Source organism: Brevibacillus centrosporus (assembly GCF_003710815.1).
Lineage (GTDB): Bacteria > Bacillota > Bacilli > Brevibacillales > Brevibacillaceae > Brevibacillus > Brevibacillus centrosporus.
Genome location: NZ_RHHP01000023.1, coordinates 126481 through 152137 on the forward strand (window position 1 = coordinate 126481; position 25657 = coordinate 152137).

Annotated in this window: 26 protein-coding genes; 21 read left to right on the forward strand and 5 right to left on the reverse strand. The window is 52.5% G+C overall.

Annotated elements, in window-relative coordinates:
• Window positions 1-295 precede the first annotated feature (295 nt).
• The 6 genes from EDM55_RS18520 (at window position 296) to EDM55_RS18545 (ending at window position 7525) form a co-directional block, all read left to right on the forward strand.
• Window positions 296-1738: a PTS mannitol transporter subunit IIBC gene (locus EDM55_RS18520; protein WP_092268417.1), complete on the forward strand. Its 1443-nt coding sequence runs from the start codon at window positions 296-298 to the stop codon at window positions 1736-1738.
• A gap of 61 nt (window positions 1739-1799) precedes the next feature.
• The gene (locus EDM55_RS18525; protein ID WP_122961022.1) at window positions 1800-3911 is read left to right on the forward strand and encodes a BglG family transcription antiterminator; all 2112 of its coding nucleotides are present in this window, start codon (window positions 1800-1802) and stop codon (window positions 3909-3911) included.
• Entirely contained in the window at window positions 3908-4342 is a 435-nt protein-coding gene (locus EDM55_RS18530; RefSeq protein ID WP_092268415.1) for a PTS mannitol transporter subunit IIA, read from the forward strand. The genes EDM55_RS18525 and EDM55_RS18530 overlap by 4 nt, the downstream gene beginning before the upstream one ends.
• Window positions 4343-4348: 6 nt before the next feature.
• Window positions 4349-5509: a mannitol-1-phosphate 5-dehydrogenase gene (locus EDM55_RS18535; RefSeq protein WP_122961023.1), complete on the forward strand. Its 1161-nt coding sequence runs from the start codon at window positions 4349-4351 to the stop codon at window positions 5507-5509.
• A 16-nt stretch (window positions 5510-5525) separates the two neighbouring features.
• Complete coding sequence (gene ptsP / locus EDM55_RS18540; RefSeq protein ID WP_122961024.1) at window positions 5526-7253, forward strand: phosphoenolpyruvate--protein phosphotransferase; 1728 nt, start codon at window positions 5526-5528, stop codon at window positions 7251-7253.
• Window positions 7254-7267: 14 nt separating this feature from the next.
• A complete protein-coding gene (locus tag EDM55_RS18545) occupies window positions 7268-7525 on the forward strand; it encodes an HPr family phosphocarrier protein (protein ID WP_092268412.1) in 258 nt (85 codons plus the stop codon).
• 55 nt (window positions 7526-7580) lie between these two features.
• On the opposite strand, the gene EDM55_RS18550 is transcribed toward EDM55_RS18545, so the two are convergent.
• The gene (locus EDM55_RS18550; protein ID WP_122961025.1) at window positions 7581-9266 is read right to left on the reverse strand and encodes a sulfatase-like hydrolase/transferase; all 1686 of its coding nucleotides are present in this window, start codon (window positions 9264-9266) and stop codon (window positions 7581-7583) included.
• A gap of 142 nt (window positions 9267-9408) precedes the next feature.
• Window positions 9409-10434 carry a YeiH family protein gene (locus EDM55_RS18555; protein WP_246070850.1) on the reverse strand — a complete coding sequence of 342 codons (1026 nt, stop codon included), beginning with the start codon at window positions 10432-10434 and terminating at the stop codon, window positions 9409-9411.
• Between the two features lie 165 nt (window positions 10435-10599).
• Here EDM55_RS18555 and EDM55_RS18560 point away from each other — a divergent pair, with 165 nt between their 5' ends.
• Window positions 10600-11496, forward strand: coding sequence for a LysR family transcriptional regulator (locus EDM55_RS18560; RefSeq protein WP_092268409.1), 897 nt, complete (start codon window positions 10600-10602; stop codon window positions 11494-11496).
• A gap of 53 nt (window positions 11497-11549) precedes the next feature.
• Here the strand turns inward: EDM55_RS18560 and EDM55_RS18565 are convergent, their stop codons facing one another.
• Window positions 11550-13103 (reverse strand): sensor histidine kinase, encoded by a 1554-nt coding sequence (locus EDM55_RS18565; protein ID WP_246070845.1) that lies wholly within the window; start codon window positions 13101-13103, stop codon window positions 11550-11552.
• Window positions 13093-13770 carry a response regulator transcription factor gene (locus tag EDM55_RS18570; protein ID WP_122961028.1) on the reverse strand — a complete coding sequence of 226 codons (678 nt, stop codon included), beginning with the start codon at window positions 13768-13770 and terminating at the stop codon, window positions 13093-13095. Before EDM55_RS18570 ends, EDM55_RS18565 begins: the two co-directional genes overlap by 11 nt.
• A 116-nt stretch (window positions 13771-13886) precedes the next feature.
• Here EDM55_RS18570 and EDM55_RS18575 point away from each other — a divergent pair, with 116 nt between their 5' ends.
• Window positions 13887-14282, forward strand: a complete 396-nt coding sequence (locus tag EDM55_RS18575; RefSeq protein ID WP_246070844.1) for an SDR family NAD(P)-dependent oxidoreductase — start codon at window positions 13887-13889, stop codon at window positions 14280-14282.
• A gap of 91 nt (window positions 14283-14373) precedes the next feature.
• Here EDM55_RS18575 and EDM55_RS18580 read toward each other — a convergent pair whose 3' ends face one another.
• Entirely contained in the window at window positions 14374-14640 is a 267-nt protein-coding gene (locus EDM55_RS18580; protein ID WP_122961029.1) for a hypothetical protein, read from the reverse strand.
• A gap of 314 nt (window positions 14641-14954) precedes the next feature.
• On the opposite strand from EDM55_RS18580, the gene eutL reads away from it, so the two are divergent.
• From eutL to EDM55_RS18645, 13 genes are all read left to right on the forward strand, one after another.
• Entirely contained in the window at window positions 14955-15605 is a 651-nt protein-coding gene (gene eutL / locus EDM55_RS18585) for an ethanolamine utilization microcompartment protein EutL (RefSeq protein WP_122961030.1), read from the forward strand.
• A 38-nt stretch (window positions 15606-15643) separates the two neighbouring features.
• Window positions 15644-16003 carry a BMC domain-containing protein gene (locus tag EDM55_RS18590; RefSeq protein ID WP_092268404.1) on the forward strand — a complete coding sequence of 120 codons (360 nt, stop codon included), beginning with the start codon at window positions 15644-15646 and terminating at the stop codon, window positions 16001-16003.
• Window positions 16000-17475, forward strand: a complete 1476-nt coding sequence (locus EDM55_RS18595; RefSeq protein WP_122961031.1) for an acetaldehyde dehydrogenase (acetylating) — start codon at window positions 16000-16002, stop codon at window positions 17473-17475. The genes EDM55_RS18590 and EDM55_RS18595 overlap by 4 nt, the downstream gene beginning before the upstream one ends.
• A 40-nt stretch (window positions 17476-17515) precedes the next feature.
• Window positions 17516-17803, forward strand: a complete 288-nt coding sequence (gene eutM / locus EDM55_RS18600; protein WP_092268402.1) for an ethanolamine utilization microcompartment protein EutM — start codon at window positions 17516-17518, stop codon at window positions 17801-17803.
• A 6-nt stretch (window positions 17804-17809) separates the two neighbouring features.
• On the forward strand, window positions 17810-18595 hold the full coding sequence (gene pduL, locus EDM55_RS18605; protein ID WP_122961032.1) for a phosphate propanoyltransferase: 786 nt from the start codon (window positions 17810-17812) through the stop codon (window positions 18593-18595).
• Between the two features lie 6 nt (window positions 18596-18601).
• On the forward strand, window positions 18602-19420 hold the full coding sequence (locus EDM55_RS18610) for a hypothetical protein (RefSeq protein ID WP_122961033.1): 819 nt from the start codon (window positions 18602-18604) through the stop codon (window positions 19418-19420).
• A gap of 7 nt (window positions 19421-19427) precedes the next feature.
• Complete coding sequence (locus tag EDM55_RS18615) at window positions 19428-19715, forward strand: EutN/CcmL family microcompartment protein (RefSeq protein ID WP_092268399.1); 288 nt, start codon at window positions 19428-19430, stop codon at window positions 19713-19715.
• A gap of 1 nt (window position 19716) precedes the next feature.
• Window positions 19717-20058 (forward strand): ethanolamine utilization microcompartment protein EutS, encoded by a 342-nt coding sequence (eutS, locus tag EDM55_RS18620; RefSeq protein ID WP_092268398.1) that lies wholly within the window; start codon window positions 19717-19719, stop codon window positions 20056-20058.
• A complete protein-coding gene (locus EDM55_RS18625; protein ID WP_092268397.1) occupies window positions 20055-20495 on the forward strand; it encodes a EutP/PduV family microcompartment system protein in 441 nt (146 codons plus the stop codon). Before eutS ends, EDM55_RS18625 begins: the two co-directional genes overlap by 4 nt.
• A 184-nt stretch (window positions 20496-20679) precedes the next feature.
• Window positions 20680-22143, forward strand: coding sequence for a GAF domain-containing sensor histidine kinase (locus tag EDM55_RS18630; protein ID WP_122961034.1), 1464 nt, complete (start codon window positions 20680-20682; stop codon window positions 22141-22143).
• Window positions 22112-22705, forward strand: a complete 594-nt coding sequence (locus EDM55_RS18635; protein WP_122961035.1) for an ANTAR domain-containing response regulator — start codon at window positions 22112-22114, stop codon at window positions 22703-22705. Before EDM55_RS18630 ends, EDM55_RS18635 begins: the two co-directional genes overlap by 32 nt.
• Window positions 22706-22802: 97 nt before the next feature.
• Window positions 22803-24284 carry an ethanolamine ammonia-lyase reactivating factor EutA gene (locus EDM55_RS18640; RefSeq protein WP_122961036.1) on the forward strand — a complete coding sequence of 494 codons (1482 nt, stop codon included), beginning with the start codon at window positions 22803-22805 and terminating at the stop codon, window positions 24282-24284.
• Window positions 24281-25642: an ethanolamine ammonia-lyase subunit EutB gene (locus EDM55_RS18645; RefSeq protein WP_122961037.1), complete on the forward strand. Its 1362-nt coding sequence runs from the start codon at window positions 24281-24283 to the stop codon at window positions 25640-25642. Before EDM55_RS18640 ends, EDM55_RS18645 begins: the two co-directional genes overlap by 4 nt.
• Window positions 25643-25657 lie beyond the last annotated feature (15 nt).

The window sequence follows — 25657 nt, forward strand, 5'->3', positions numbered from 1 at the left end:
CAGAAAGTATAAACGACGTGAGCCATCCCTTTTCCTTCTTCTCCACCACAGCTTCACCGACCACTTAACCTAAGGACGCGGGCGCACTTCAACTTCCCGCGTTTTTTTTATTCATTTCTTCACTTGAATGGGACATCCTTTGATTTTTTCAATTAACTTTTGTCAACATTAATCGAGACAACATAGCCTTTTGATTTTGTTGTGGCGCAGATGTAAACGCTTTATATTTGAAGCAAGCAAACATACTTTTTAATTCTGTCATGAACAAATAGATTCAGGTAAAGGAGGGTCCTGTATGGGGAAAGTAGCCACAAACAATCAGGGTTCAGGTGGATTGCGAGTCTCGGTACAAAAATTTGGCCGCTTTTTGAGCGCGATGGTCATGCCGAACATTGGAGCATTTATCGCGTGGGGTCTGATTACTGCGCTCTTTATTCCGACGGGCTGGTTACCAAATGAAAGTCTGGCAAAATTGGTCGATCCGACGATCAAGTATCTCCTGCCGCTGCTGATCGGGTATACAGGCGGTAAAATGATTCACGATGTCCGAGGCGGTGTCGTCGGGGCAATTGCAACAATGGGTGTCATCGTCGGTACAGACATCCCGATGTTTATGGGAGCCATGATTATGGGTCCGATCGGCGGTTGGGTCATGAAAAAAGTGGACCAGTCGCTGGAAGGAAAGATTAAGTCCGGATTTGAAATGCTGGTCAACAACTTCTCTGCAGGGATTCTTGGAGCGCTGCTGACGCTGCTGGCCTTCCTCGCGATTGGTCCTGTCGTAGAAGGTCTGAGCAAAGCGCTCGCTGCTGGCGTACAGGTTATCGTCAATGCTGGATTGTTACCGCTTGCAAGCATTTTCATTGAACCTGCGAAAATATTGTTCTTAAATAACGCCATTAACCACGGTATTCTAAGTCCAATCGGGCTGGATGAAGCGTCAAAAGTCGGTAAATCCATCTTCTTCTTGTTGGAAACCAACCCTGGTCCAGGACTGGGTATCCTGCTCGCGTACTGGCTGGTGGGTCGGGGCAATGCGAAGCAATCTGCTCCTGGCGCTGTGATTATCCACTTCTTTGGTGGGATTCATGAGATTTACTTCCCGTACATTTTGATGAACCCACGCTTGATTTTGGCGGTAATTGGCGGCGGTATGGCTGGCGTGTTCACCTTTACTCTGCTGGGTGCAGGATTGGTAGCGCCACCATCTCCAGGTAGTATCTTCGCTCTCTCTGCCATGGCCCCACGTGGAGGATTGCTCCCTGTATGGGCAGGTGTGATCGTGGCGACCGTCGTCTCTTTTGTGATTGCCTCGGCATTGCTGAAAATGAGCAGCAAAAATGAGGACGAGGAATTGGCGAAAGCGACAGAGAAGATGCAAGAGCTGAAAGGCAAAAAACAGCAAGCAGTAGAAACCGAAGAAGTAGCTGCAACTGCAACTACAGCTCAAATCGCAGCATCTGATGTGAAAAAAGTAGTCTTCTCATGCGATGCCGGTATGGGGTCGAGCGCGATGGGAGCTGCGGCCCTGCGGAAGAAATTTAAAGCTGCCGGGCTGGAGGAAATCACGGTAATCAATACAGCGATCAACGACATTCCTGCGGATGCAGACATTGTTATTACCCATAAATCGCTGACGGAGCGCGCGGTTGCAAAGGCACCTGAAGCGGAACATATTTCGATTGATAACTTTTTGAACAGCCCGGAATACGACAATTTGGTCAAACGTCTGAGCTAAAGGGAACCAACGCTAGTGCGAGCTAGCGTTTTCCCTCTTTTCTGCGAAGGGAAGTGGAACCTTGCGGGTATCTTCACGTCAACGAGCCATCATCGAGATTTTGCTGCAAGAACAGAAGGATAGCCTGACTGTAGGGGCTGTCGCCGAGCAGATAGGAGTCAGTGCACGCACCATTCATCGGGAATTGGATGTGCTTGCAGTCTTTTTTGAACAGCATGGATTGAAACTGGTACGAAAGGCGGGCGCAGGAGTCGAGGTAGTGGGGACGCAGGAAGAGAAGCAGTCGCTGCGCATCAATATCCTGCACCAGACAACGACGGAGTACACGCCGCAGGAGAGAAAGGTCTTGATTTTGTGTGCGCTTCTGGAGGCGACGGAGCCAGTGAAGCTCATTTCGCTGGCGTTGGACTTGAAGGTGACGACGGCAACCATCAGTCACGATCTGGACGATCTGGAGCTGATGCTGTCTCAGTACGAGCTTAGCCTGTTGCGGAAAAGGGGCTATGGCGTTGAACTGAACGGTTCCGAATCCTCCAAGCGTCGTGCCATCAGCCGGCTGCTATCGGATCATTTGGACGACCATCAAGTCATCGAGATCATTCGGGATAACATTCAGAACAAGAACCTGCGGGATGTCGATTCGATCTCGGAGCGTCTTTTGGGCCTGATTGACCGGGAAAAGCTGATCAAAGTGGAAAATGCACTGAGTCATTTGGAAGAGGAGCTGCCGTACTCGCTTGCAGATAGTGCGTACATCGGTCTGGTTACCCATCTGGCTTTGGCTGTGGAGAGGGTCGAAAAAGGTGAAAACATTCATTTCGACGAGCTAACGCTAAACGAGCTGATGGGAACCTCCGAATACGAGGCTGCACAAACCATCATGGAGAGGCTGAAGCAGACGTTCGATATGGAGATTCCTGCCGCCGAGGTCGGCTACATCACGATGCATCTGCGCGGAGCCAAGCTGAGGAATTCTCAGGATGAGTCGCTGTGGCCGGAAAATGCGGAACTGTTCGTGGCCACCCAGCAGCTGATTCAGCTTTGCGAGGAGCGGTTGGGAATACCTCTTCGGGGGGATACTTCTTTGTTCCATGGGCTTTTGACACATCTGGAGCCGGCTCATTATCGGTTAAAACGAAAGATGGAAATCAGAAACCCTATCCTGGAGCAGATTAAGCAGAATTATCCCGAATTGTTCGCGGTTGCCAAGGAGGCGGCGGAGAGAATATTCCCCGACCTGCACGTGCCGGAAGAGGAAGTCGGCTATCTGGTGATGCATTTGGGTGCCGCATTGGAGAGGACAAAGCAGGAGCAGCAGCGATATCGGGCGCTTGTCGTATGCTCCAGCGGCATCGGGTCGTCCAAGATTTTGGCAACGCGGATTCGCCGGGAAATTCCGGAGATCGTCAGCCTGCAGAATCTGTCCTTGTTTGAGCTTGGTCGTGTTCCCGAGAGTGAATATGACCTGATCATTTCCACCATCCCGTTGCCAGCAAGTCCGATGGAATATGTGGTAGTCAGTCCGCTGCTGCCGCAAGAAGACATTCAAAAGATCAAGTATTACTTGCTGAATGCGGGGCAATCGCGCAAAGCAAACTGGGAAGGGACAGAGCGGCCGCTTGTAGCAAATCAGGCCAGTCAGCAATTGAAGATGTTGAGTCAATATACCCGGTATGCCACCGAATTGGTGGATGGGATGCTGGTGCGGACCTGGAATAACCGCGCGAAAACGATGGAACAGATGCTGAGCGCGATCGTGGGCGAACTGGAGAAAAGCGGCAGCGTTCACGAGGTGCATACGGTTGTGGCCCACTTGCTGGCCCGAGAAAAGCTTGGCGGTCTGGGGATACCCGGTACCTCCATGGCTTTGTTTCACGCCAAAAGCGATGCCGTCGCAAAGGTGTCGTTCACCGTTCATCTGCTTGAGGAGCCTGTCTCCTTGAGGTCGATGGACGAGGAAAACATGTCCGCTCGCATCCTGCTCATGCTGCTAAGTCCCAATGGCACGCCGCGAGAAGGGCTGGAAGTGCTGAGTGAGATCAGCTCGATGCTGATTGAGGAAGAAGCGCAGAGGTTGATGGAATCAGGAGAAGGACAGCGCATCACGGAAGAGATAGCAGGCAGGCTGTACAGCTACTGCCTGAAAAAGACAGGATTGGAGAGAGTAAAATGAGCAACGTACTGACAGCAGAAAAAATCATGATGAACGCAAAGGTAGCGAGCAAAGAAGAAGGCATCCGTCTGGCAGGAGAATTGTTGGTAAAGGGAGGACATGTCAGCGCGGCTTACATCGATAAAATGCAGGAAAGAGAAGCGCTTGCGACGACTTATATTGGTAGTGGAGTAGCCATTCCTCATGGCACGAATGAAGCGAAGCAAGAGATCCTGTCTACGGGCATTTCCATCGTGCAGGTTCCAGATGGCGTCGATTTTGGGGAAGGCAATACAGCTTATTTGCTGATCGGGATTGCAGCCATCGGCGACGAGCATCTGGAGGTTCTCTCCAATATTGCGGTGATTTGCTCGGAGGAGGAAAATGTCACTCGAGCGGTTCAAGCAAAAACGCCGGAAGAAATCATTGCCCTGTTTGCAGAAGGGGAGTGAAGATAGATGATCGCAGTTCATTTTGGAGCAGGGAATATCGGACGTGGGTTCATTGGCCAGCTGTTGAATCAGGCTGGCTATGAGGTAGTGTTTGTCGACGTCAATCAAGAGCTGGTTGACGAGCTGAACCTTCGGCAGTCGTATGAGGTGCAGCTTGCAACGGAGGGAGCGCCACTCTCACAAGTAACAGGCGTGCGTGCTATTTTGGGCAAAGATATCGAGACCGTCGCCCAAACGATTGCTCAGGCAGATTTGGTTACGACTGCTGTGGGTCCATCTATTTTGCCGCATATCGCAGGTGCGATCGCAGAAGGCATCTCCAAAAGGCTTGCGGGAGAGGCGCGTGCATTAAATGTGATCGCCTGCGAAAACATGATCGGCGGCAGCCAGCAGCTGAAAGGCTACGTCTATGGCCTTATGAGTCCAGAAGATCAAAGCAGGGCAGATGAATGGGTCGCCTTTCCAAATGCAGCTGTAGACCGGATTGTTCCCTTGCAAAAGCATGCGGACAAACTGCTTGTGACGGTTGAGCCATTTTTCGAATGGGTAGTAGATCAGTCGCAGATCAAGGGTGAGGTGCCTGCTATTGAAGGAGTCACCTATGTATTCGATTTGGCTCCGTATATCGAACGCAAGCTGTTTACTGTAAATACCGGGCATGCCGTTATCGCGTATTTAGGCTATCTGTACGGATATGGAACGATTGACGAAGCCCTGCAGGATCAAGAGATTCAGCAGGCAATCCGGGGAGCGCTCCAGGAGACCGGGGAGCTGCTTCAGAAAAAATATCACTTCGAGAAGGAAACACACGAAGCGTATGTAGAAAAGATTCTGGGAAGGTATTCCAATCGGATGCTTGCTGACCATGTCACACGGGTAGCCCGATCACCAATTCGCAAGCTGTCGCCCAATGATCGCCTGATAGGGCCAGCGACGCAATGTGTAGAGCGCGGCATTTCCGCAGAGTATCTGGGATTGGCTATTGCGGCAGCTTTGTTGTTTGACTACCCAGAGGACCCAGAAGCGATGCAGATTCAATCGGATCGTAAGCAGAACGGCTTTGCGCACGCGATGCAAAGCTATACAGGCATTTCCGAGGAAAGTCTACTAGGGGCCATCGTAATGAAGCATGCACGCTCGCTCCAAGACCGAATCATCTCAAACTAGGAAAGGAGGAGTAGGGATGTCTCATAAAATCGTAGGTGTCAAAGCTTCCGCAGGGATTGCGATAGGAAAGGTGTTTTTGCTTGCCAATCCAAAGCTCGCGATTACAACGATGTCCATCGAAGATCCACAGGCAGAAATCCAACGTTTTCAGGATGCGCTGGCAAAGGCCAAAGCGGACTTGGAAGGGATTGCCTCGCATGTGGAAAAAGAGATGGGGGCAGACAAGGCAGACATTTTCAAGGCGCATCTCCTCGTGTTGGAGGACCCGGAGCTGGTGGATACGATTCAGGGGAAAATCGAATCGGATCGCGTCAATGCAGAGAGCGCCTTGGATGAAGTTTCCCAAGGATTCATCCAGTTGTTTGAGCAAATGGACAACGAATACATGCGAGAGCGGGCTGCTGATATTCGGGATGTGACCAAACGCGTCCTCTCCTACCTGTTGGGTGTCGAGTTCGCGACTCCTGCACATTTGACAGAAGAGGTCATCGTGGTGGCAGAGGATTTAACGCCCTCGGATACAGCGCAACTAGACCGACGTTATGTGAAGGGATTTGTGACCGACATCGGTGGACGTACGTCTCATTCGGCGATTATGGCGCGTTCTCTGGAAATTCCCGCAGTCGTTGGTACGAGAGAAATCACCCGACTCACAGCTGCTTCTTCCACAGCCATTGTAGATGGTCACGAGGGTATTGTCCTCCTCGATCCAACGGACGAGGAGATTGCCTTTTATCAGCGCAGGCAGAAGGAATACGACCAGGAAAAAGCGGAACTGCTCAAGCTGGTCCACCAAAAAACAGTGACGACCGACCAACAGCATGTGGAGCTTGCCGCGAATATCGGCAGCCCGCAGGATCTGGCAGGTGTTCTCGCGAATGGGGCAGAAGGAGTGGGGCTTTTCCGCACCGAGTTCCTCTATATGGGACGAGAGAATTTCCCTACAGAAGAGGAGCAGTATCTCGCGTACCAGCAGGTGCTTGCGCAAATGGAAGGCAAACCTGTAGTCATCCGTACGCTTGATATCGGTGGAGATAAGCAGCTTTCCTATCTCGATATGCCTGAGGAATTGAATCCGTTCCTAGGGTTTCGAGCGATTCGGCTCTGCCTGGACAATCAGGAGCTGTTCAGGACTCAGCTGCGTGCCTTGCTGCGTGCAAGCGTATCGGGCAATTTGAAAATCATGTTTCCGATGATTGCGACCCTCGAGGAGTTCCGCGAGGCGAAGAGCATCCTGGAGGAAGAAAAGCGCGGGCTGCTGGAGAAGGGCATCGCTGTCTCCGAACAGATCGAAGTGGGAATCATGATTGAAATCCCTGCAGCAGCCATGATGGCGGATCAGTTCGCGAACGAAGTGGATTTCTTTAGTATTGGAACCAATGATCTGATTCAGTATACGATGGCAGCAGACCGTATGAATGAACGGGTTGCTTATCTGTACCAGCCGTATCATCCAGCGGTTCTGCGATTGATTCACCTAGTGATCAAGGCTGCTCATGAAAAAGGAAAATGGGTAGGCATGTGCGGGGAAATGGCCGGGGATCCAATCGCGATTCCGATCTTGCTGGGAATGGGATTAGACGAATTCAGCATGAGTGCCGTCAGTATTTTGCCTGCACGTGGGCAGCTTGGCCGCATGAGTAAGGAAGAAGCGGCAAAACATACTACTACCATTCTTTCGATGAGCTCGTCCCAGCAGGTGGAGGAGTTTGTCCGACGTACTTTTCATCAATTGGACAACTAAGGAGGTGCAACCAGATGGAACAGAAGAATGTTGTCGTGCAGCTATCCCAAGGCTTGCATGCTAGACCCGCAGCTACTTTTGTGAAAGTCGCGACATCCTTTTCAAGCGAGATTAAGCTCGTGAAAAAGGAAAAGAACGTCAATGGCAAAAGCATCATGGGGATCATGGCGGCGGCTATTGGAAAAGGCGAAGAAATTACTTTGATCGCAGATGGCGTGGACGAGAAGGAAGCGATCGTTGCATTGGAAAAGCTGCTGGTGGAAGGCGAATAGACGCGACAGACCCACAGCAAAGCCCCTTATGAGCAAGGGGCTTTTTTTCATGGATTCATCTTCGTATTCCATAGGTTTGCGGAGTCAAACGTTTTTGAGCGCGTTGTTCCTGTAACAATTGCCCCATCCATTGACGAACGGGCTCCGTCTGGGGAGTAGCGTAGACAGGAGAAGCCAGATTGAAGCTCTCCAGCGGGTCATCCGTCAGATTGTACAGCTCGTAATCTTCATCAGCAGAGGTGCACCCATCCCGTTCCAAACGGTCGCTATAGTAGCGAGAGTATTTCCAGATCGTTTTCTTTTGGTTATAGCGAACAGTTGCGATGACCGTCTCGATCTGGTTCGGAGGAATGACGGAATGGTAAGGCTGACCCAACAGACTGATCTGATGCTGTCCCTTTGTCACGTCGTCTTCTGTCATGAAATACAGAGGTTCTTCTAACCGCTCTGATGTGCCCGTCCCTAGAATCAGCCCAGATAGATTACGGCCAACTGGCGGTCGGACTTCCGAATGTGTCTTTTCCAGCTCGGCCAGCAGCGTTGTCGGATCGGCACCGATCAGCCCCAACAGCGTAGGGAGAAGGTCGACGTGACAGCTGAGCTGCCTGGTGGTTTGCGGGCTGGGGAACAGGAGCGGATTATGGACGATGAACGGAACGTGTAGGGCTTCCTCGTAGGCGCAGTAAAATTTTTGGTGCAAGTTTCCATGTGCCCCGAGCAAGTCGCCATGATCGGAAGTGAAGACGACGATGGTTTCCCGGTAAAAAGTCGACTGTGCCAGTGCTTGAAGGATTCGCATGACTTGCTGGTCCGCATTTTTTTGCAGTTGATAGTAGAGCCGGCGGTAGAGAGTGTTATCAGAGATGGGCTGAAAGGCCTGGGGAAACACGTCCCGATAGCTGGACTGGCAGCGAGGCTTGGTCCGAAGTGTTTCTCGCTGGGTAGGCGGCGGCTCTACATCCGGGACGGAATCGTCGACGTGAAAGCGGAAGATCGGCATGACTTGGGTAAAGTCCCCAAATAGCGTGATATCGTGTGGATTCACAAAGGAAGCGACGATCAGCCAAGGCTCGAATTCCCCAGAAGGGGATTGCTGCAGCTGCTCCTGCTCAAGCTGGTGGAGCAGGGAAATGACGTCGGTACTGTAAACGACATCCCGGCCATTGATGCCGTGCGCGGCAGAGGAGCCTGAATCGTGGGGAGCAGCTCCTGCGGGTTCGGGACCGACCCAGCCCGAAAAGCCGTAACCTTCAAGACGATCTGCCTGCAGATACAGCTGCACCAGCTCAGGATCGGGAATGCCGGTTCCGCGCTGATAGCTGGGGACAGATTGGTGTGTGCCTGGTATGTGAATGTCCGCGTTGGAAAAATGCCATTTCCCATTGTAGAAGGTGCGGTAGCCTGCCGCACGAAAGTATTCGCCTAGAGTCGGAACGGTATTTGGATCCAGCCAAAACATATCACTGTCAGCGGGTCGCTTTGCTGCACCACTGGTTTGTGTGACACCGTGCAGAGAAGGGTACTGGCCTGTGAATAAGGTGGCCCGGCTGGGACAGCAGGCTGTGGCAGAGACGTAGTGGTTGCAGAATTCCAGCCCGTGGCTGCGCAAAAAACGGTGCGCCTGCAGTTGATTCTGGCTCCAAGCTTTGATCGCAGCACCTTCATAGACAGGAGGAAAGCGCTCTTCATCGACGATGATCAACAAGATATGGGGGCGTTTCTTTAGAAGACATGTGGACATGTAACGGCCCCTCCTTTCTAGCAAATCAGACCGCTACCATCATACGAGAAGAGTGGATGTCTTAATCCAAAAAAATTCGCCGCGCGTGCGTGCCCGGCGATCTTTTGGCGATTCCTTTATTCAAAAACATTCAAAATGACCACTAGATGAGGAAAAAAGAAAGCACAGAAAGCAGTACAGACGTGATGGACATGGCGATCAGTGGTCTAGCGGCTTTCGTGCGCAGAGCTCGCAGATTGACGTTTAGTCCGAGGCCGACCATCGCCATCGTCAGAACAAATGTGGTTACGTTGGCGATGCCTGTTTGAAAGCTCTCGGAGACAGGGATGATCGAACCGAGCACGTAGCTGCCAAGCACACTCATGACGAGAAACCCGATGAGAAACCAAGGGAACTCGATTTTGGTCCCGCTTTGTACTTTTCCTGTCCGTTTCATCCAGTACATCAGGATAAAACAGAGGGGGACGAGCAGCAATACACGGCCAAGCTTTGCCAGCAGGCCCATCGCGAGTCCATCCTGCCCGGCAGGAGCGGCGGCCAGTGCGACATGTGCAATCTCATGGAGACTGATCCCCGACCACATCCCGTATTCTACAGGCGTGAGCGGCAAGTAGGGGCGCACTACCGTGTAAAGAACGGAGAAGACGGTTCCTACCAGAGCAATAATGCCTACGCCAATCGCGGTATCTTCTTCTTTGGCCTGAATGATCGGAGACACTGCAGCGATTGCAGCAGCTCCGCACACGCCCGTGCCTACTCCGAGCATGAGGGACAGAGAAGGCTCGGCTTTCAGCCATTTTGCCAAAAGCATGGTGAGCAAGATAGCAAAGGCGATAACGCCGGCATCGTAAACTAGAAGACCAAGGCCTTGATGGAGCACGACATCGATATTAAGCTTTAATCCGTACAAGATAATGGCAAGACGCAGCAGGCGTTTGGCGGAAAATTGAATACCGGAGCGGATACTTTCCGGGTAACCCCAAACCTGACGGTACGCTACGGCGATGAGAATGGCACAAGCCAGAGGACCTACTCGATCGAAGCCAGGTATTTTAGACAATCCATAGCCGAGCAAGGCAACCAAAAAGGTAAAAGCGACACCGCCCAACCACAGCGTCCGGGCAGAGAATTTTGACCTCGATTTGGCTGCCCCCATGCTGCTATCCATGGAGACGTGTTCTTTTGTATGGGTAGTCATTGCGACTCTCTCCTTTTTTCGGCGATTCCATCCTCAGCATAAGGCAAGAATGATCATAAGAAAAATAAATCATATGCATGGTTATGATAAATAAATAAGTATAATAGAAAGAAAATCGATTCGTGGAGGTTTATCATGGATCAGCAATTACGAGTCTTCGTCACAGTGGCAGACCGACAAAATTTTTCCCGGGCCGCGGCAGAGCTGCACATGACCCAGCCGGCGGTCAGTCAATACATTCAATCGCTGGAGAAAACGATCGGAACCAAGCTGCTCGAGCGCAGCAACAAATACGTCCGTCTCAATAAAGCTGGAGAGATCGTCTACCATCATGCCCGTGAAATCCTGGGTCTTCATACGCGCATGCAAAATCTGGTGGACGATTTGATGAATACGCCGAGTGGACGTTTGACCATCGGTTCGAGCTATACCTATGGGGAATACGTTTTGCCCCATGTTGTTGCACGGATGCGTGAGCACTATCCTGCGATTACGCCGACGATCACCATTCATAATTCCACCGTCATCGCGGAGCAGGTAGCCAATCGCCAGCTGGATGTCGGCATCGTTGAAGGCGAGTACGTGGACGACAAGATGTGCATCGAAGCTTTTGCGGACGACCGGATGTACATGATTGTTTCTCCGCAGCATCGACTTGCGCAAAAGGAGCAAGTGACACTTGCCGATCTGGAGGCGGAAGCGTGGATTGTTCGGGAAGAAGGCTCGGGCACGCGTGAGGCTGCTGAGAAAATGTTTCGTCAGCTGCAGATATCACCGTCCAGAAGAATGGAATTTGGCAGCACACAAGTCATCAAGGAATCGGTGGAAGCGGGTCTCGGCATCAGTCTCTTGTCGTACTGGACCTTCCGCAAAGAGAGAAAGCTAGGGACGCTTCGCACACTCAAATACCCGGGCACGCCTGTTACCAGGAGCTTTTCCTTGCTCACGAAAACAAACGAGTTTCCCACCAAGGCGTTGGATATTTTTATGGACCTCATTCGTCATTATTTGCCAGAGGGCACTCATGCATAAGGGAAAACGAAAAAAAGGAAGCAGCACGAGCGATACGTGCGGCTTCCTTTTTGCTAATTTCTGCGGTTGAAGAGTGTGAGGCAAAAGGATGTGCCTGTAGGTGAAGTAGTTATCATTTCTACGTTTCCCCCATAGGATTGGGCAAGCATGCGTGAAATCGTCAATCCCAGTCCCAGTCCATGCTTTTTCTTGCGTTTGCTGTCTCCCCGGTAATAGCGTTCGAAGATAAAAGGAATCTCGTCTTGCGGAATTCCTTTGCCGTTATCCGTTACCATCAGCTGGATGTGGTCATCTCGCGGACTCAGGCTGATATCGATGGTACTTGCCCCCGCCGATGCGCTGTTGGTGAGGAGGTTAAGCAGAATTTGCTTGAGATGAGCAGGGTCTCCGATCCACTCCATATCCTCTGACGAGCTGTGAATCTGAATCTCGATAGTGGAGAAGGCGGGGACTGTTTGCAGCTGTGCCACGATTTGCTGGATTGCCTGATAAAGAGCGATTCGAACGGATTCAGACAACATCGCTCCTGCTTCCATGGAGGTGAAATCCAGCAAATCATTTACCATGGTCTGCAAGCGCTTGGCTTCGTCCATGCTGATTTGCATGAATTCGTCTGCTTCTCTCCCCGTGACCACTCCGTCCTTGACCGCCTGAATCATGCCGCGAATCGAGGTGACGGGTGTCCGCAGCTCATGGGATACGCCAGCAAGAAGATCGGTCCGCATACGCTCAAGCTGTCCAAGCCTTTGGGTTATGTCGTCAAAGGAGTGAACAAGCTGACTGATCTCCGATTCTTTGATACTGGTCGCATCCGGTAGCTCGGGACGGTAATTGCCGTCTGATACTTGCTGTGCCGCTACAGCCAGCTGACGCAGAGGGAGAGTCAGGGAGCGGGAGAGGACGTAGACGATCGCCCAGCCGCACAGGGTGATCACGCCGATGGAACACATAATCACAATATAGGTTTGGACCAGGTCGGTATTGAGCCGGGTGCTCACATAATAGACACCGCCTACTGCTTGCTGCTGGTAGTAAGGAACGCCGACACGCAGCCAGGTTCCGTCCTGTGTTGTGAGTACTTCCCGCGTTTCCTTGGGGTTTGGGGCAGGAGTGACAGGTGCCGGCAATGTACTGATTTTCGTGTCGACTACACGGTTTGTTGAACTGATCACTTGCTTGTTGGATTCATCGTAAATTTGCACGACATGATTGAGCGGAATGGCGGGCATGACCTTCAATGTGAGAGCAGCTCTGTACGCGCTTGTCTTGGGTTCAGCAAAATCCGCTGGCGCTGGGCTGCTGGCAGCCGCCGCCGTTTCAATGGATTTGGTCGTTAATGTGGTAGGTGAAACCGTGAGCGTAGCCTTCAACTTTTCCATTGGAACAACTTGGGCTGCCTTCGCGTAAGAATCGGCAAGTAGATAGGTCCTCGCTTCGAGAATTTCGAATTGCTGCTCCATCGTATTTTCCCGAATCCAATAGATGCCGAACAGGCCGATGCCAAACAGCATGTTCAAGAGAATCATGGCATAGCGCCACGTCCAGTAACGCAGCAGAGGGACAGAGGAGGCGGGTGACTTTTGGGAGAATCGCCATTTAGTAAACACGCAAGCTGTACCCCATTCCTCGAATGGTGCTGATCTCACCCTCTGTTTCCGACCAGAGGCGCAGCGCTTTGCGAACTCGTTTTATCGCTGTATCCACAGATCGATCCCCTCCTTCAAAATCCATTCCCCACACTTGGTCGAGCAATTGATCCCGGCTAAAGCATTGATTCGGGTGCCGGGCGAGAAACGCGAGGAGCTGCCAGTCGCGGGGCATCAGGGAAACGGGTTCTTTCCCCAAGGAAGCCAGCTGTGCACTGAAGTCGATCGTCAGGCTGCCGAGCCGGATCATATCGGCTTCTGCGATATAGGTGGAGCGGCGCAGGACAGCCTGAACACGTGCGACGACTTCTTCTGGATCAAACGGCTTGGCGATATAATCGTCGGCACCGAGACTTAACCCCTGCAATTTGTCGGGAACAGAGCCCTTGGCGGTCAAAATAATGACCGGGCAGCTCCCGTATTGCCGGATACGCTCGAGGATGTCCAAGCCGTCCTGATCGGGCAGCATCAGATCGAGCAGCACCAATTCCGGCTTCCAAGTCACAAATGTATGTACCGTATTTTCATCCCCTGCGCTCCAATGTACTTCGTAACCAGCCCGTTCCAGATACACCTGGACCAGCCGGGCAATCGGCATTTCGTCTTCAATGACTAGAACTCGTTTCACTACTGGTTTACCTCATTTCTATCAAGTCGCTGCTCGTTTGCTTGCACTTATGATAGCAAGAAGAGCGGTTGCATGGTTTGGCATGATTTGTAAAGCGCATCCAACACGGCATGTGCTTGGATGAAGCCCATCTATTCAAAGCTTTGGAGACGTTCGGCAGCATCGATGTGTTCTTCAACAACGCCGGGATTATCCAAAAGCCAAGCCTTTTGGAGGATGTAGAAGAGGCTGAATTCGAACGAGTCATGTCCGTGAATGTGAAAGGGGTATTTCTCGGGTTGAAATACGTGCTTCCGGTCATGGTCAAGCAAGGTACAGGCACGACGAGTCTGGTAGTGGGCTTGCAAAAAGACATCGAAGAAACCGGCCATGTGCCTGAAATTCAATTTCCGCGCATTGGCCGCATGGCGGAGGCAGACGAAGTGGCAAACGTGGTCGCATTCCTCGCATCGCCTGGATCGAGCTATATGACAGGCTCTATCGTTACGATCGATGGTGGTTTGACTTTGTAAAATCAGTTAGTTCGTGCAAGAGAGAAAGCCCCTGGCCAAAGCGGTCAGAGGCTTTTGGTTAATTGAGAGGACGCAAGCTCACAACGGGTTGTTATTTTTGAACAGGAGTAGCAGGTACGAGTGTAGCAGCTTGCATCAGCTTGCCTTCTTTTTGCAGATTCGCGATGAGCTCTTCTACAGAGATACCTTTTTCCTTCGCCAGTTGTTCCAGGGAAAGGGCAGGCATAGTGACGAGTTGAGCTTTCACAGTATTCGTGCTGTTCACAGGCTTGCTTGGTTTCTCTGCTGCAAAAGCGGAGCCTGCCATTGCGGATACGGCGAGTGCCATTACTGCCATTGCCATGTTTTTCATTTTCATTTCTTATTCCTCCTCAAATGGGGTTGTGTAGGTTGTGTGCCTGTTTGTCGATCTCGGCTACACAACAAAGGTAACCCGGGCGTGTGTCCGTCAAATGACCGAAAAAAGGAAATAATGTGGGAGCGCTTCTTGCATTTTTGAAGGGGTCTTGTCATACTGTAAAAAAGAACCAGTTTCGATCTGAAGCAAGTCAACGCTTCCAACAAGTGAATACACAAAAGGCAAAGGTGCCATGAACATGAGGAGAATTCCTTACGTTTTGGCGCCTTTTTTGGCGTTTTCGAGCAAGGATTGGACGGAGGGGAGTGACGCAGATGGAAAAACCCATTCGGGCAACACCATTGGCTGTTCGGACGATACCGAATGTCGACTCGCAATTTGCCGAAAAGCTGAATTTGCCCGCCCGTATCCGAAGTCTAGGGCTGTTAACCTCAACCATCGATGATGTGGGCTACACCGCGATCGATGAAGCTACGAAAAAGGCTGCCGTGGAGGTCGTGTACGCCAAATCGTTTTATGCGGGCTCAGGTCATGCGTCAGGTCCGTTGTCCGGCGAGTTCATCGGAATCATCGGGGGGGCCACGCCATCAGAGGTGCAGAGCGGACTGGATGCGGCTATCGCCTTTATGGAGAGTGGAGCCTGTTTTTACTCGCTAAATGAGGAAGGCACGCACGCCTATTACGCCCATGTCGTCTCTCGCAGCGGCAGCTATCTCTCGCAAGTAGCGGGTGTTCCGGAGGGAGAGCCGCTCGCGTATTTGATCGCGCCTCCACTGGAAGCCGTGTACGGGATCGATGCTGCTCTGAAAGCGGCGGATGTGCAGATCAAGCAATTTATTGGACCGCCGACAGAGACGAACTTCGGGGGAGCGCTGCTCTCTGGAAGCCAGTCCGCTTGCCGGGCAGCCGCTGACGCCTTCGCTGATGCGGTGAGAAGCATAGCTGCCGCACCGGTCAAGCTATAACGTAGAGTATATCCCTTTGGAAAGGGGGAAATGGGAAGATGCGAGCGCATGCGTACGCACTTGGCATGATTGAAACCTTGGGGCTGCCCGCGCTGATCGCTGCCGCCGACGCTGCTGCCAAAGCTGCAAATGTGAAGGTCGTCACCTACGAAGGCGCGGATGCAGGGATCGTGACGGTTTACGTGATCGGGGATGTGTCGTCCGTGCAAGCCGCAGTTGATGCAGGAGCGGATGCAGCAAGGCGTGTGGGAAGATTGCTGCATTCCCATGTCATCCCACGCCCTGACGAGAATGTGCCGAAAATGGTGAAAAACCTGATCAGTCAGGCAAAGAACAAGGAAGAGTCGGAATCTCTCCCGGAAGAAGTGCCGGAAGGGAGAGGTGAGCTAGAGACATGACGTTGGATGCGGATTTGTACGCCATACAGGAAGTGCGTAATCATCTGACGCAGGCAAATGACGCGCAAAAAAAGCTCGCTGCGTACAGCCAGGAACAGATCGATGCGATCGTGGCAGCGATGTCGCGGGCAGGTGTAGATGCTGCAGAAAGGCTGGCGGTACTGGCCGTTGAGGAAACCGGCTTTGGTAACGTCCGGGACAAACAAATCAAAAACCAATTCGCCGCAGAGAGTGTGTACGAGTGGATCAAAAATGCACGTACAGTTGGCCTCATTCGAAAAGATGAGGGAAATAAAGTTTGGGAAGTAGCTGAGCCTGTCGGGGTCGTAGCCGGAATCATTCCTTCGACGAACCCGACATCTACTGTTATTTTCAAATCGCTGATCGCTCTCAAAGCACGGAATGCCATCGTCTTTTCCCCGCACCCGGCTGCTGCTGCCTGTACGCTTGCGGCTGCCAAGGTCATGGATGAGGCGGCTGTTCAAGCAGGTGCCCCTGCGGGCTTGATCCGCTGTATCAGCAAGCCCACTCTATCTGCTACGCATGAGCTGATGGTCCATAAGCTGACTGACCTGATACTCGCCACGGGCGGCTCTGCGATGGTCAAGGCAGCGTACAGCTCGGGGAAGCCTGCTTATGGAGTAGGGCCGGGAAATGTGCCGGTCTACATACATCACAGTGCGGACCTGCCTGCCACGGCCAAGCGAATTGTCCAGAGCAAATCGTTTGATTACGGAACGATATGCGCGTCTGAGCAGGCCTTGGTTATCGAGGAGTCGATCAAGCGTCCGTTCCTCGCAGCATTGAAACGGGAAGGTGCCTATTTCCTGAACGATTTGGAGCGGGAAAAGATAGCAGCTCTCCTCATGGTCAATGGCTCCCTTAATCCCAAGATCGTGGGTCGATCTCCCGAAGCTATCGCCCAAATGGCGGGTATCCTGATTCCCCAGGAGACAACTGTGCTGATAGCAGAAGAGAAGAATGTAGGAAAAGCCTATCCACTGTCGATCGAAAAGCTTGCCCCGATCCTCGCAATGTACACGGTTCATGATCAGCAGGAGGGCTTTGCCCGTTGCCATGAACTGCTTACCCTGGGAGGGCTCGGTCACACCGCAGGGATTCATTCGCAGGACGACGCCGTCATTGCCGCGTACGGCCTTGCGATGCCTGCATCGCGAATCACCGTGAATACAGGAACGACGTTTGGTGGTATCGGCGCGACAACCGGGATTCAGCCGTCCTTGACGCTGGGCTGTGGATCTTTTGGCAACAACATTACGTCGGACAACATCGGTCCCGAGCATCTGATGAATATCAAGAGAGTTGCGTTTGGTATCCGGGAGATGCAAAAAACGGCGGCAGCAGAACCTAAGCCGCAAACGCTCGTCGAGGGAACGGAGTGGGGCATTGGCCTTAGCCGCGAAGAGATCAAAACCATCATCAAGTCTGTCTTGACGGAAATGACGTCTTAAACCACCACAAATTTGTCTATACATGTAAGGAGGAATGGAAATGGCAGGAGAAATGTCCGCATTGGGAATGGTGGAAACAAAAGGACTGGTAGGAGCAGTGGAAGCGGCTGACGCCATGGTAAAGGCCGCAAATGTGAAGCTGATCGGAAAAGTCCACGTAGGTGGCGGTCTGGTGACTGTCATGGTTCGCGGAGATGTAGGCGCTGTCAAAGCTTCCACGGACGCAGGTGCCGCTGCTGCCGAAAAAGTGGGAGAGCTCATATCCGTACACGTGATTCCACGCCCGCATGGAGATATTGAATTGATTTTGCCAAAGCTCGAAGGATAGTCCCGTATGGCAGTCATCACGGAAGCATCCCTCAGAGCCATGCATAAAACAGGAATACCGAACCCCTTTTATCTGGGGAGAGGGGACAAAATAACCCCCGCAGCGGCAGATTACTTGAAGGGAAGAGGGATACAAGTGAGTGCATTTGAAGAAAAACAGCAGCCTTCCACCGATCAAGCTGCCGAGGCGATCTCGGAGATTCCCATCGGCGTATCCAATCGTCATGTGCACTTATCGCCGGAGGATGTAGAGAGGCTTTTCGGGGAAGGACATCAGCTGACCCCGATGCGCGAGCTGTCGCAGCCAGGCCAGTTTGCCAGCCAGGAGACCGTGACGCTGGTCGGTCCAAAAGGAAGCATCCACGGGGTCCGCATTCTGGGGCCAGCCCGTGGTGCGACGCAGGTAGAGATTTCCCGTACAGATGGTTTTGCTCTGGGTGTTCACGCGCCTGTGAGAATGTCTGGTGATATTGAAGGCACTCCCGGAATGGTGCTGGTAACAGCAAAAGGAACCGTTGTGCTGACGAAAGGTGTGATCGTAGCCAAAAGACACGTTCATATGTCGGAGGACGAAGCGCGGCTTTTTCAAGTAAAGGATGGGGATACGCTCATTCTGGAGACGCAGACGGATCGCCCGATTTTATATCCGGATGTCGTTGTTCGCGTCAGTCCGCGATTTGCGCTTGATTTCCACGTAGATTTGGATGAAGGCAATGCTGCCAATCTGAAGACAGGTGATCGGGTAAAAGTCATCGGAAAAAACGGTCAGCTTTACCCGGGGTATCGGAGGTGAGACTTGGTGGACGTCCGAGAGATGGTCGCATCCATTACCAAAGAAATTCTGCAATCGCTGCAGCAGGAAAAGGTCAAGCAAGCTCGCCGCGTGCTGTATGTTTTTTGCGACAGCCAGGCGCACGAAGCCTTTCTTGATCATTTTATCCATTTGAAGAAAAACGGAATTTGCCACGACCTTTTGTTCCTGGATGGCGAGACGTCCTCCTGGCTGGGCATGCACAAAATCGAATGTGGAGGAGCGGGAAAAATCTTGGCGGCGGATGAGTTCGCCCCCGCTCCTCTGGAAGTGCCGAAAGATTACGACGGTATCGTCATTCCGGAGCTGGATCTCGACAATGCTGCACGTATCGCAGCAGGGCTCAAAGGCACGATCAAGGCAGAAATCGTTTTTGCTGCACTGGTTACGGGGAAATTCGTGATTGCGGGATCGGATGTGCCCGGTATCAAGCGTGCAGATCGGCGTACCATACAGGCTTTGACATTGCCACCTGCGTATGAAAGGCTGTTCCAGCGCCATGTGCAAGAGCTGACAGAGCTGGGTATCGAGTTTGCCCCACAGAAACGTTTGGCAGAGCGTGTCGTCTCCAAGCTGAGGTCGCAGCTGCCAAAGGAAGGGGAGCAGGCTGCCAAGCCGACAGCGACCGCTTTGGACGAGACGGAAGCTGTATTTTCCGGCAAGCTGCTGACCGCCGACTGGATCTGCTCACAGCCGCAGCTTCGCAATACGACGCTGCATGTGAAGCAGGGAGCGATTGTCTCCCCGTTGGCGCAAGATAGCATGCGAGAGAGAGGAATAACCGTCAGCTACATAGGGAGAGGGTGAGCTGCACATGTTTTTAGGGAAGGTCATAGGGAGTGTGTGGGCGACCCAGAAGGAAGCTGGCATGGAGAATCTGAAGCTGATGGTCGTTCAGCCCATCGATTGGCGCGGCACAGATGCCGGGCAGACCGTTATCGCAGCGGATCGAATTGGCGCGGGGATAGGCGAGCAGGTCATCGTCTCGCGAGGTACGCCGGCACGCATCCTGTTTTCAAACCAGAACGTCCCGATCGATGCGGTGATTGTAGGGATCGTCGACTCGTATGAGGTACCTGGAGCCTCGGGAGGTGCAGATTAGCATGGAGCAGGAGCGTTCGCGGGTCATACAGGAATTCGTGCCGGGAAAACAGGTCACGCTGGCGCACGTGATCGCCAATCCGGATGAAATGCTTTATACCAAGCTCGGTATCAAAGAGGCGGGGGCGATCGGTATTTTGACGCTAACTCCCACCGAGACCGCTATTATTGCGGCAGATATCGCGACGAAGGCTGCCAGTGTGGAGCTGGGCTTTCTCGACCGTTTTACAGGCTCGCTAATCGTAGTCGGCGATGTCTCGGCAGTCGAGATGGCAGTAGAGGCTGTCAATACAGTGCTCAGCCAAAAGCTGAAATTTACGCCGGCGCTGGTGACCAAGTCATGAGAAAAAGGGTGATGGTGATTGGAGCGATCGAAGCGGGAAAGTCGACGCTGGCACAAGCGCTGTTCAACGACGAGCAGCCAGCCAGAAAGACACAAGCGCTGGAATACCGGGACTGGCTGATCGATACGCCGGGAGAGTACAGCGAAAACCCGATGTTTTATCGAACGCTGATGGCCACTGCTTTGGAAGCGAGCCTGATCGTCATGGTGCAGGACGCTACTCGTGAGCGCAATGCCTTTCCGCCTGGTTTTTCGCTTGGATTTGCCCAGCCCTGCATCGGCGTCATTACCAAAACGGATCATCCGGCTGCCGATCTAATGAGGGCAGAGGCTTGCTTGCGGCAGGCGTTGGGGGACGGGCTGATCTTTCCTACCTCCTCGCGTACAGGGGATGGAGTAGGTGAGCTGAAAGCTTTTTTAACGTGTAAGAATTTATAAGCGTAATGCTTATGAATTCTGGAGCGCATGAAAACTTTCCGCTAAAAAGCGTTCGCTCCTCCTTGAGGTGGCCTCGATAGAGGTTTTTTTACAAGCCCACAGGAGTAAATAGTGCTCTTTTCTCTTGAGGTTTATTGTAGGAAAATTAAGACAATAAAAAGCGAGCTGGTGAAAAGAGGTACGTATGCGAAAGGTATGGGAACTTTGTAGACAGGCTACCTCCATACGAGAGGAAGATATCCCGATCATTGCGGATTTGGCTTCCAAGCTCCAGATCTTTGCGGATTTGTCCCAAGCAGACATGTTCATCGATTGCCTGGCGAAGGATAAAAGCACCGCACTGGTGATCGCGCAGGCGTCACCGAAGACGGCACGGTCCCTCTACAGCGGCTCCGTCGTAGGGCAGCTGGCGACGGCGGTGAACGAGCCTGCGGTCATGTATTGTCTGACGACGGGCAAGGCAGTGATTGGATCGCGTGGCGTTTCCCAGGAGCAGTTCGTCATGCGGCAAAGTGTCGTGCCGATTACCAATGGCAAGGGGGAAACGATCGGCACTCTCATTACGGAACAGGATATTTCCAAACAGGTCGAGCAGGAACGAAATGTAGAAATGCTCAAGGAAACGACGGAGCAGCTAAGTGAGACACTGATCCAGTTTGCCGTTCCAGACATGCCGATTTCATCGCTGATGCATGAGGGGATGATTCTGTTTGACCAGAGCGGGATCATCACCTATGCCAACAGCCGTGCCGAGAAGCTGCTTTCCTTGATCGGTTTGGAGGAGCCAGCAAAAGGCGAGAGCATCGAGCGTATTTTTTCTTGGCGAGTTTCCCCGGAAAACTTTGTACGGCATGGTGGGTACATTCAGGAGGAGCTGTCGAGAGGGAAGCATTTTCTGCTGATGAAAGCTGTCTCGGCTGTACGCAAGCCCGACATTATCGGGGGAATCATCCTGCTGCGGGATATTTCCGACATACGGGAAAAGGAAAAGCAGCTGATGATCAAGTCGGCTGTCATTAAAGAAATTCACCACCGCGTCAAAAACAATCTGCAGACGATTTCGAGTCTCTTGCGTTTGCAAATGAGGCGCTCGTCCGCCAGCGAGCTTGAAAAGGTGTACAGGGAAAGCATCAACCGGATCAACAGCATCGCGATCATACATGAATACCTGGCGCAGGACGGACTGGCACAGATCGATTTCCAGGAGATTTTGACCAAAGTATCGAAAATGATCGTCTCCTCCATGCGGCCCTCCGAACAGGCCATACAAGTCGTCGTGAAGGGAGAATCCGTCTATCTGCCGTCAGATAAAGCGACTTCTTTTGCCCTGATTGTCACCGAGCTCGTCCAAAACTGCATGATTCACGGGTTTCGTGATCGGAAGGAAGGGAGAATCACGCTGACACTCGTGACCAAGGATGATTTTATCAGCCTGTCGGTCACAGACGACGGAGTGGGACTGGCGGGCGGAGAGACGGTGCAGCAGAAAGGGCATTTGGGACTGAAAATCGTGGATACTTTGGTCAAGGAAGACCTGGAAGGCACGATACATTTTCGCAATACGGGAGAGGGTACCGAGGTGACGATCCTGTATCCAGTCCCAAAGGAGGGTGACGATGACACAGCCGAAGATTATCGTAGTGGATGATGAACCCATCATTCGCATGGATTTGCGGGAGATGCTCGAAAAAGAAGGGTACCTGGTAGTGGCTGAAGCGAAAAATGGGGAGGAAGCTGTCTCTCTCGCTCACCGTCACAAGCCTGATCTGATCATTATGGATGTGAAGATGCCTGTTTTGAACGGGATCAAAGCGAGTGGCATCATCCGCGGCTTTTCCGACAGCTCGATCCTGCTTTTGACTGCCTACAGCCAGAGGGAACTGGTTCAGGATGCGTGCAAGGCTGGGGTGACCGCCTATCTGGTGAAGCCCATCACGGAGGAAGACCTGATACCGGCTGTAGAAATTGCATTGAGCCAAAGGGTGAGGGTAGCTTCGCTCAAACAGGATGTTCACACGCTCAAGCAAAAAATCGAGGATCGGAAAATCATCGAAAAGGCAAAAGGCAAGCTGATGAGCACCATGTCGCTCGAGGAAGAGGCCGCGTATAAATGGCTTCAGCAAACAAGCATGCAACGGCGCATGCCGCTTGCCAGGCTGGCAGAGGAAATCTTGTCCAAAGAGCAGCTCATCGATCATGGAGCCAAGTGAAGTGAATAGGATGCGAGCAAAGGCGCTTGAACGAGTTCGGCAGCAACATACCGACTGTTCAGGCGCTTTTTAGGTCAAGGGTCAGAGGAGGTTTTGTATGGATGAGCAATGGATCCAAAGCGTTGGCATCGACGTGGGAACCAGCACGACAAAAATGATCGTCAGCCGTCTGCGCCTGGGGCGAATGTCCAGTACGTTTTCCCTGCCCCGTTATCAGATTGTGGAGCGTCAGCTGCTTTATGCCAGTGCCGTTCATCCCACCCCTCTTATCGGCGCTGACGAAATAGACGCAGAAGGAATCGGTGCGATTCTGGCAGCGGAGTACGAGAGGGCAAAGATCAGCCTCTCCGCCATTAAATCAGGAGCGGTCATTATCACGGGAGAGACAGCTAGCAAGAAAAACGCGGAGCAGATTGTGCATCTGTTAGCAGAGCGATCGGGTGACTTCGTCGTGGCGACAGCGGGTGCAGACCTGGAAGGCGTGCTTGCCGGGAAGGGAGCCGGTGCGCAAAAACGGTCTCTGTCCATCCAAGGAACAGTTGTGAATGTGGATATAGGAGGGGGCACTGCGAACGCAGCTTATTTTTACCGGGGAAAAGCCATCGCTACCGTCACCTTTCACGTAGGAGGGCGCCTGATACGGCTGGATAAACGAGGTATGGTTCAGTACGTGTCACCCAATATCAAGTCTTGGCTGATGGCTAAGAAGCTGCAAGTCCAGCCCGGTATACAGCTCACAGTGGAGGAGATCGGGGAAATTGCCGGGGAAATGGTGCGGGATATGCTGGACTATGTAACGGGACGAGACAGGCAAGAGTCTGGGCTGCTGGTCCTTGGTCATCAACTGCGAGAAAGGATACCCGTCGAGGAGTTGTCCGTATCAGGAGGGGTGGGCCAGTTGATGACGGATCGTCCTGTTCATACGATGGCCCAGGTCAGCGAATACGGAGATTTTGGACCCATGCTTGGGTATGTTCTGCAGCAGGAGAGGAAAAAGGGGACTTACCTACTGCGATGGATCGACCCGGAACAGACTGTCAGAGCGACTGTGATTGGTGCAGGCATGCAGAGTACAAAGATCAGCGGTTCTACGGTACATATCAAGCCTGAACTTTTGCCGATCCGCAATATCCCGATTCTCAAGCTGGAGCTGACAGCTGAGCATTTGCATGATTCCAGCAGGCTGCATTCAGAGGTAGCGGCTGTGTACGACATGGGTCAGCGTTTGTTTGAGAGAACGACAGAGATCCCGTTTGCCCTTTCCTTATCTGGCATCCGCTATTGTTCCTATCAGCAGCTTCAACGGATCGCAGACGAGCTGACGCTTCCATACCGTCATCAGTTTGCTGACAGTCCAACCATGGTTGTCCTCTGTGAGTTGGATATGGCAAAAGCACTCGGGCAAGCTTTGGAGCTGCGATGCAAGGGAAAACCGCACATCATTTGTATCGATCAGGTACGCGTCGAGTACGGCGACTACATCGACTTGGGCGAACCTATCTCCGGCACGATTATCCCGGTCGTCGTCAAAACGCTAGCCTTTGATGAACACACTTCGATAAAGGGGGGGACGAGATGATCACGAAAACAACGGTACTCGGGCAGACCTATCAATTCCGCGACCTCAAAGAAATCTTCGCCAAGGCGAACGAGGATAAATCGGGGGATCAGCTGGCGGGTATAGCCGCCGAGGACTCACGTGAGCGTGTAGCAGCCAAACAGGTGCTGGCCGATCTGACGTTGGCGGATATCCGCAACCATCCGCTGCTGCCGCCAGAGGAGGACGAGGTCTCGCGCGTGATTGAGGCTGGCATCAACGAGAAGATCTACAACGAAATCAAGAACTGGAGCGTGTCAGAGCTTCGTGAGTACTTACTGAGCCATCAGGCGGGAGAAAGTGAGATCCGGCGAATCAGCCGGGGGCTGTCCAGCGAAATGATCGCAGCCACAACCAAGCTGATGAGCAATCTCGACCTGATTACGGCTGCGGCAAAAATACGAAACATTACGCACTGCAACACAGCGATCGGACAGCAAGGAGTGCTGGCATCACGTGTTCAGCCCAACCATCCCTCCGACAGCATCCAAGGCATCAAGGCTGCCCTGTACGAAGGGCTCAGCTACGGGATTGGCGATGCCGTCATCGGGGTCAACCCGGTCATCGATACGTCCGATAGCGTAAAAGACATCTTGCTGATGACGAAAGAAGTGATAAACAAGTGGGAGATCCCCACCCAAAATTGTGTGCTCGCCCATGTCTCTACCCAAATGCGTGCCATCCGCCAAGGCGCGCCAGCTGATCTGATTTTCCAGAGCCTTGCGGGAAGTGAAGCGGGCAACCAGGCATTCGGGATCGACGTTGCCCTTCTGGATGAGGCCGATGAGCTGATGCGAAAGGAAGGCACTTCTACAGGTCCGAATATTTGGTACTTCGAGACGGGGCAGGGCTCTGAGCTGTCCTCTGAGGCTCACTTCGGCATCGACCAGCTGACGATGGAAGCCCGCTGCTATGGGCTTGCCCGCAAGTATCAGCCTTTCATCGTCAATACGGTCGTGGGTTTTATTGGCCCTGAATATTTGTATGACAGCAGACAAGTCATCCGGGCAGGGCTGGAGGATCACTTTATGGGCAAGCTCCACGGTCTGCCGATGGGCTGTGACGTGTGCTACACCAACCATATGAAGGTCGACCAGAACGATATGGACAATCTGGGCATCCTGCTCTCGGCTGCAGGAGTAAATTTTGTCATCGGAGTAGCTATGGCAGATGATGTCATGCTCAATTATCAATCAACGAGCTTTCATGATATCGCCGCTTTCCGGGAGGTGCTCGGTTTGCGTCCAGCCCCGGCGTTTGAGAAGTGGCTGGAGAAGATGGGGATCATGGAACATGGCAAGCTGACGGCGATCGCGGGAGATCCAACGATTTTTATGTAACCTAGGAGGTGTTCG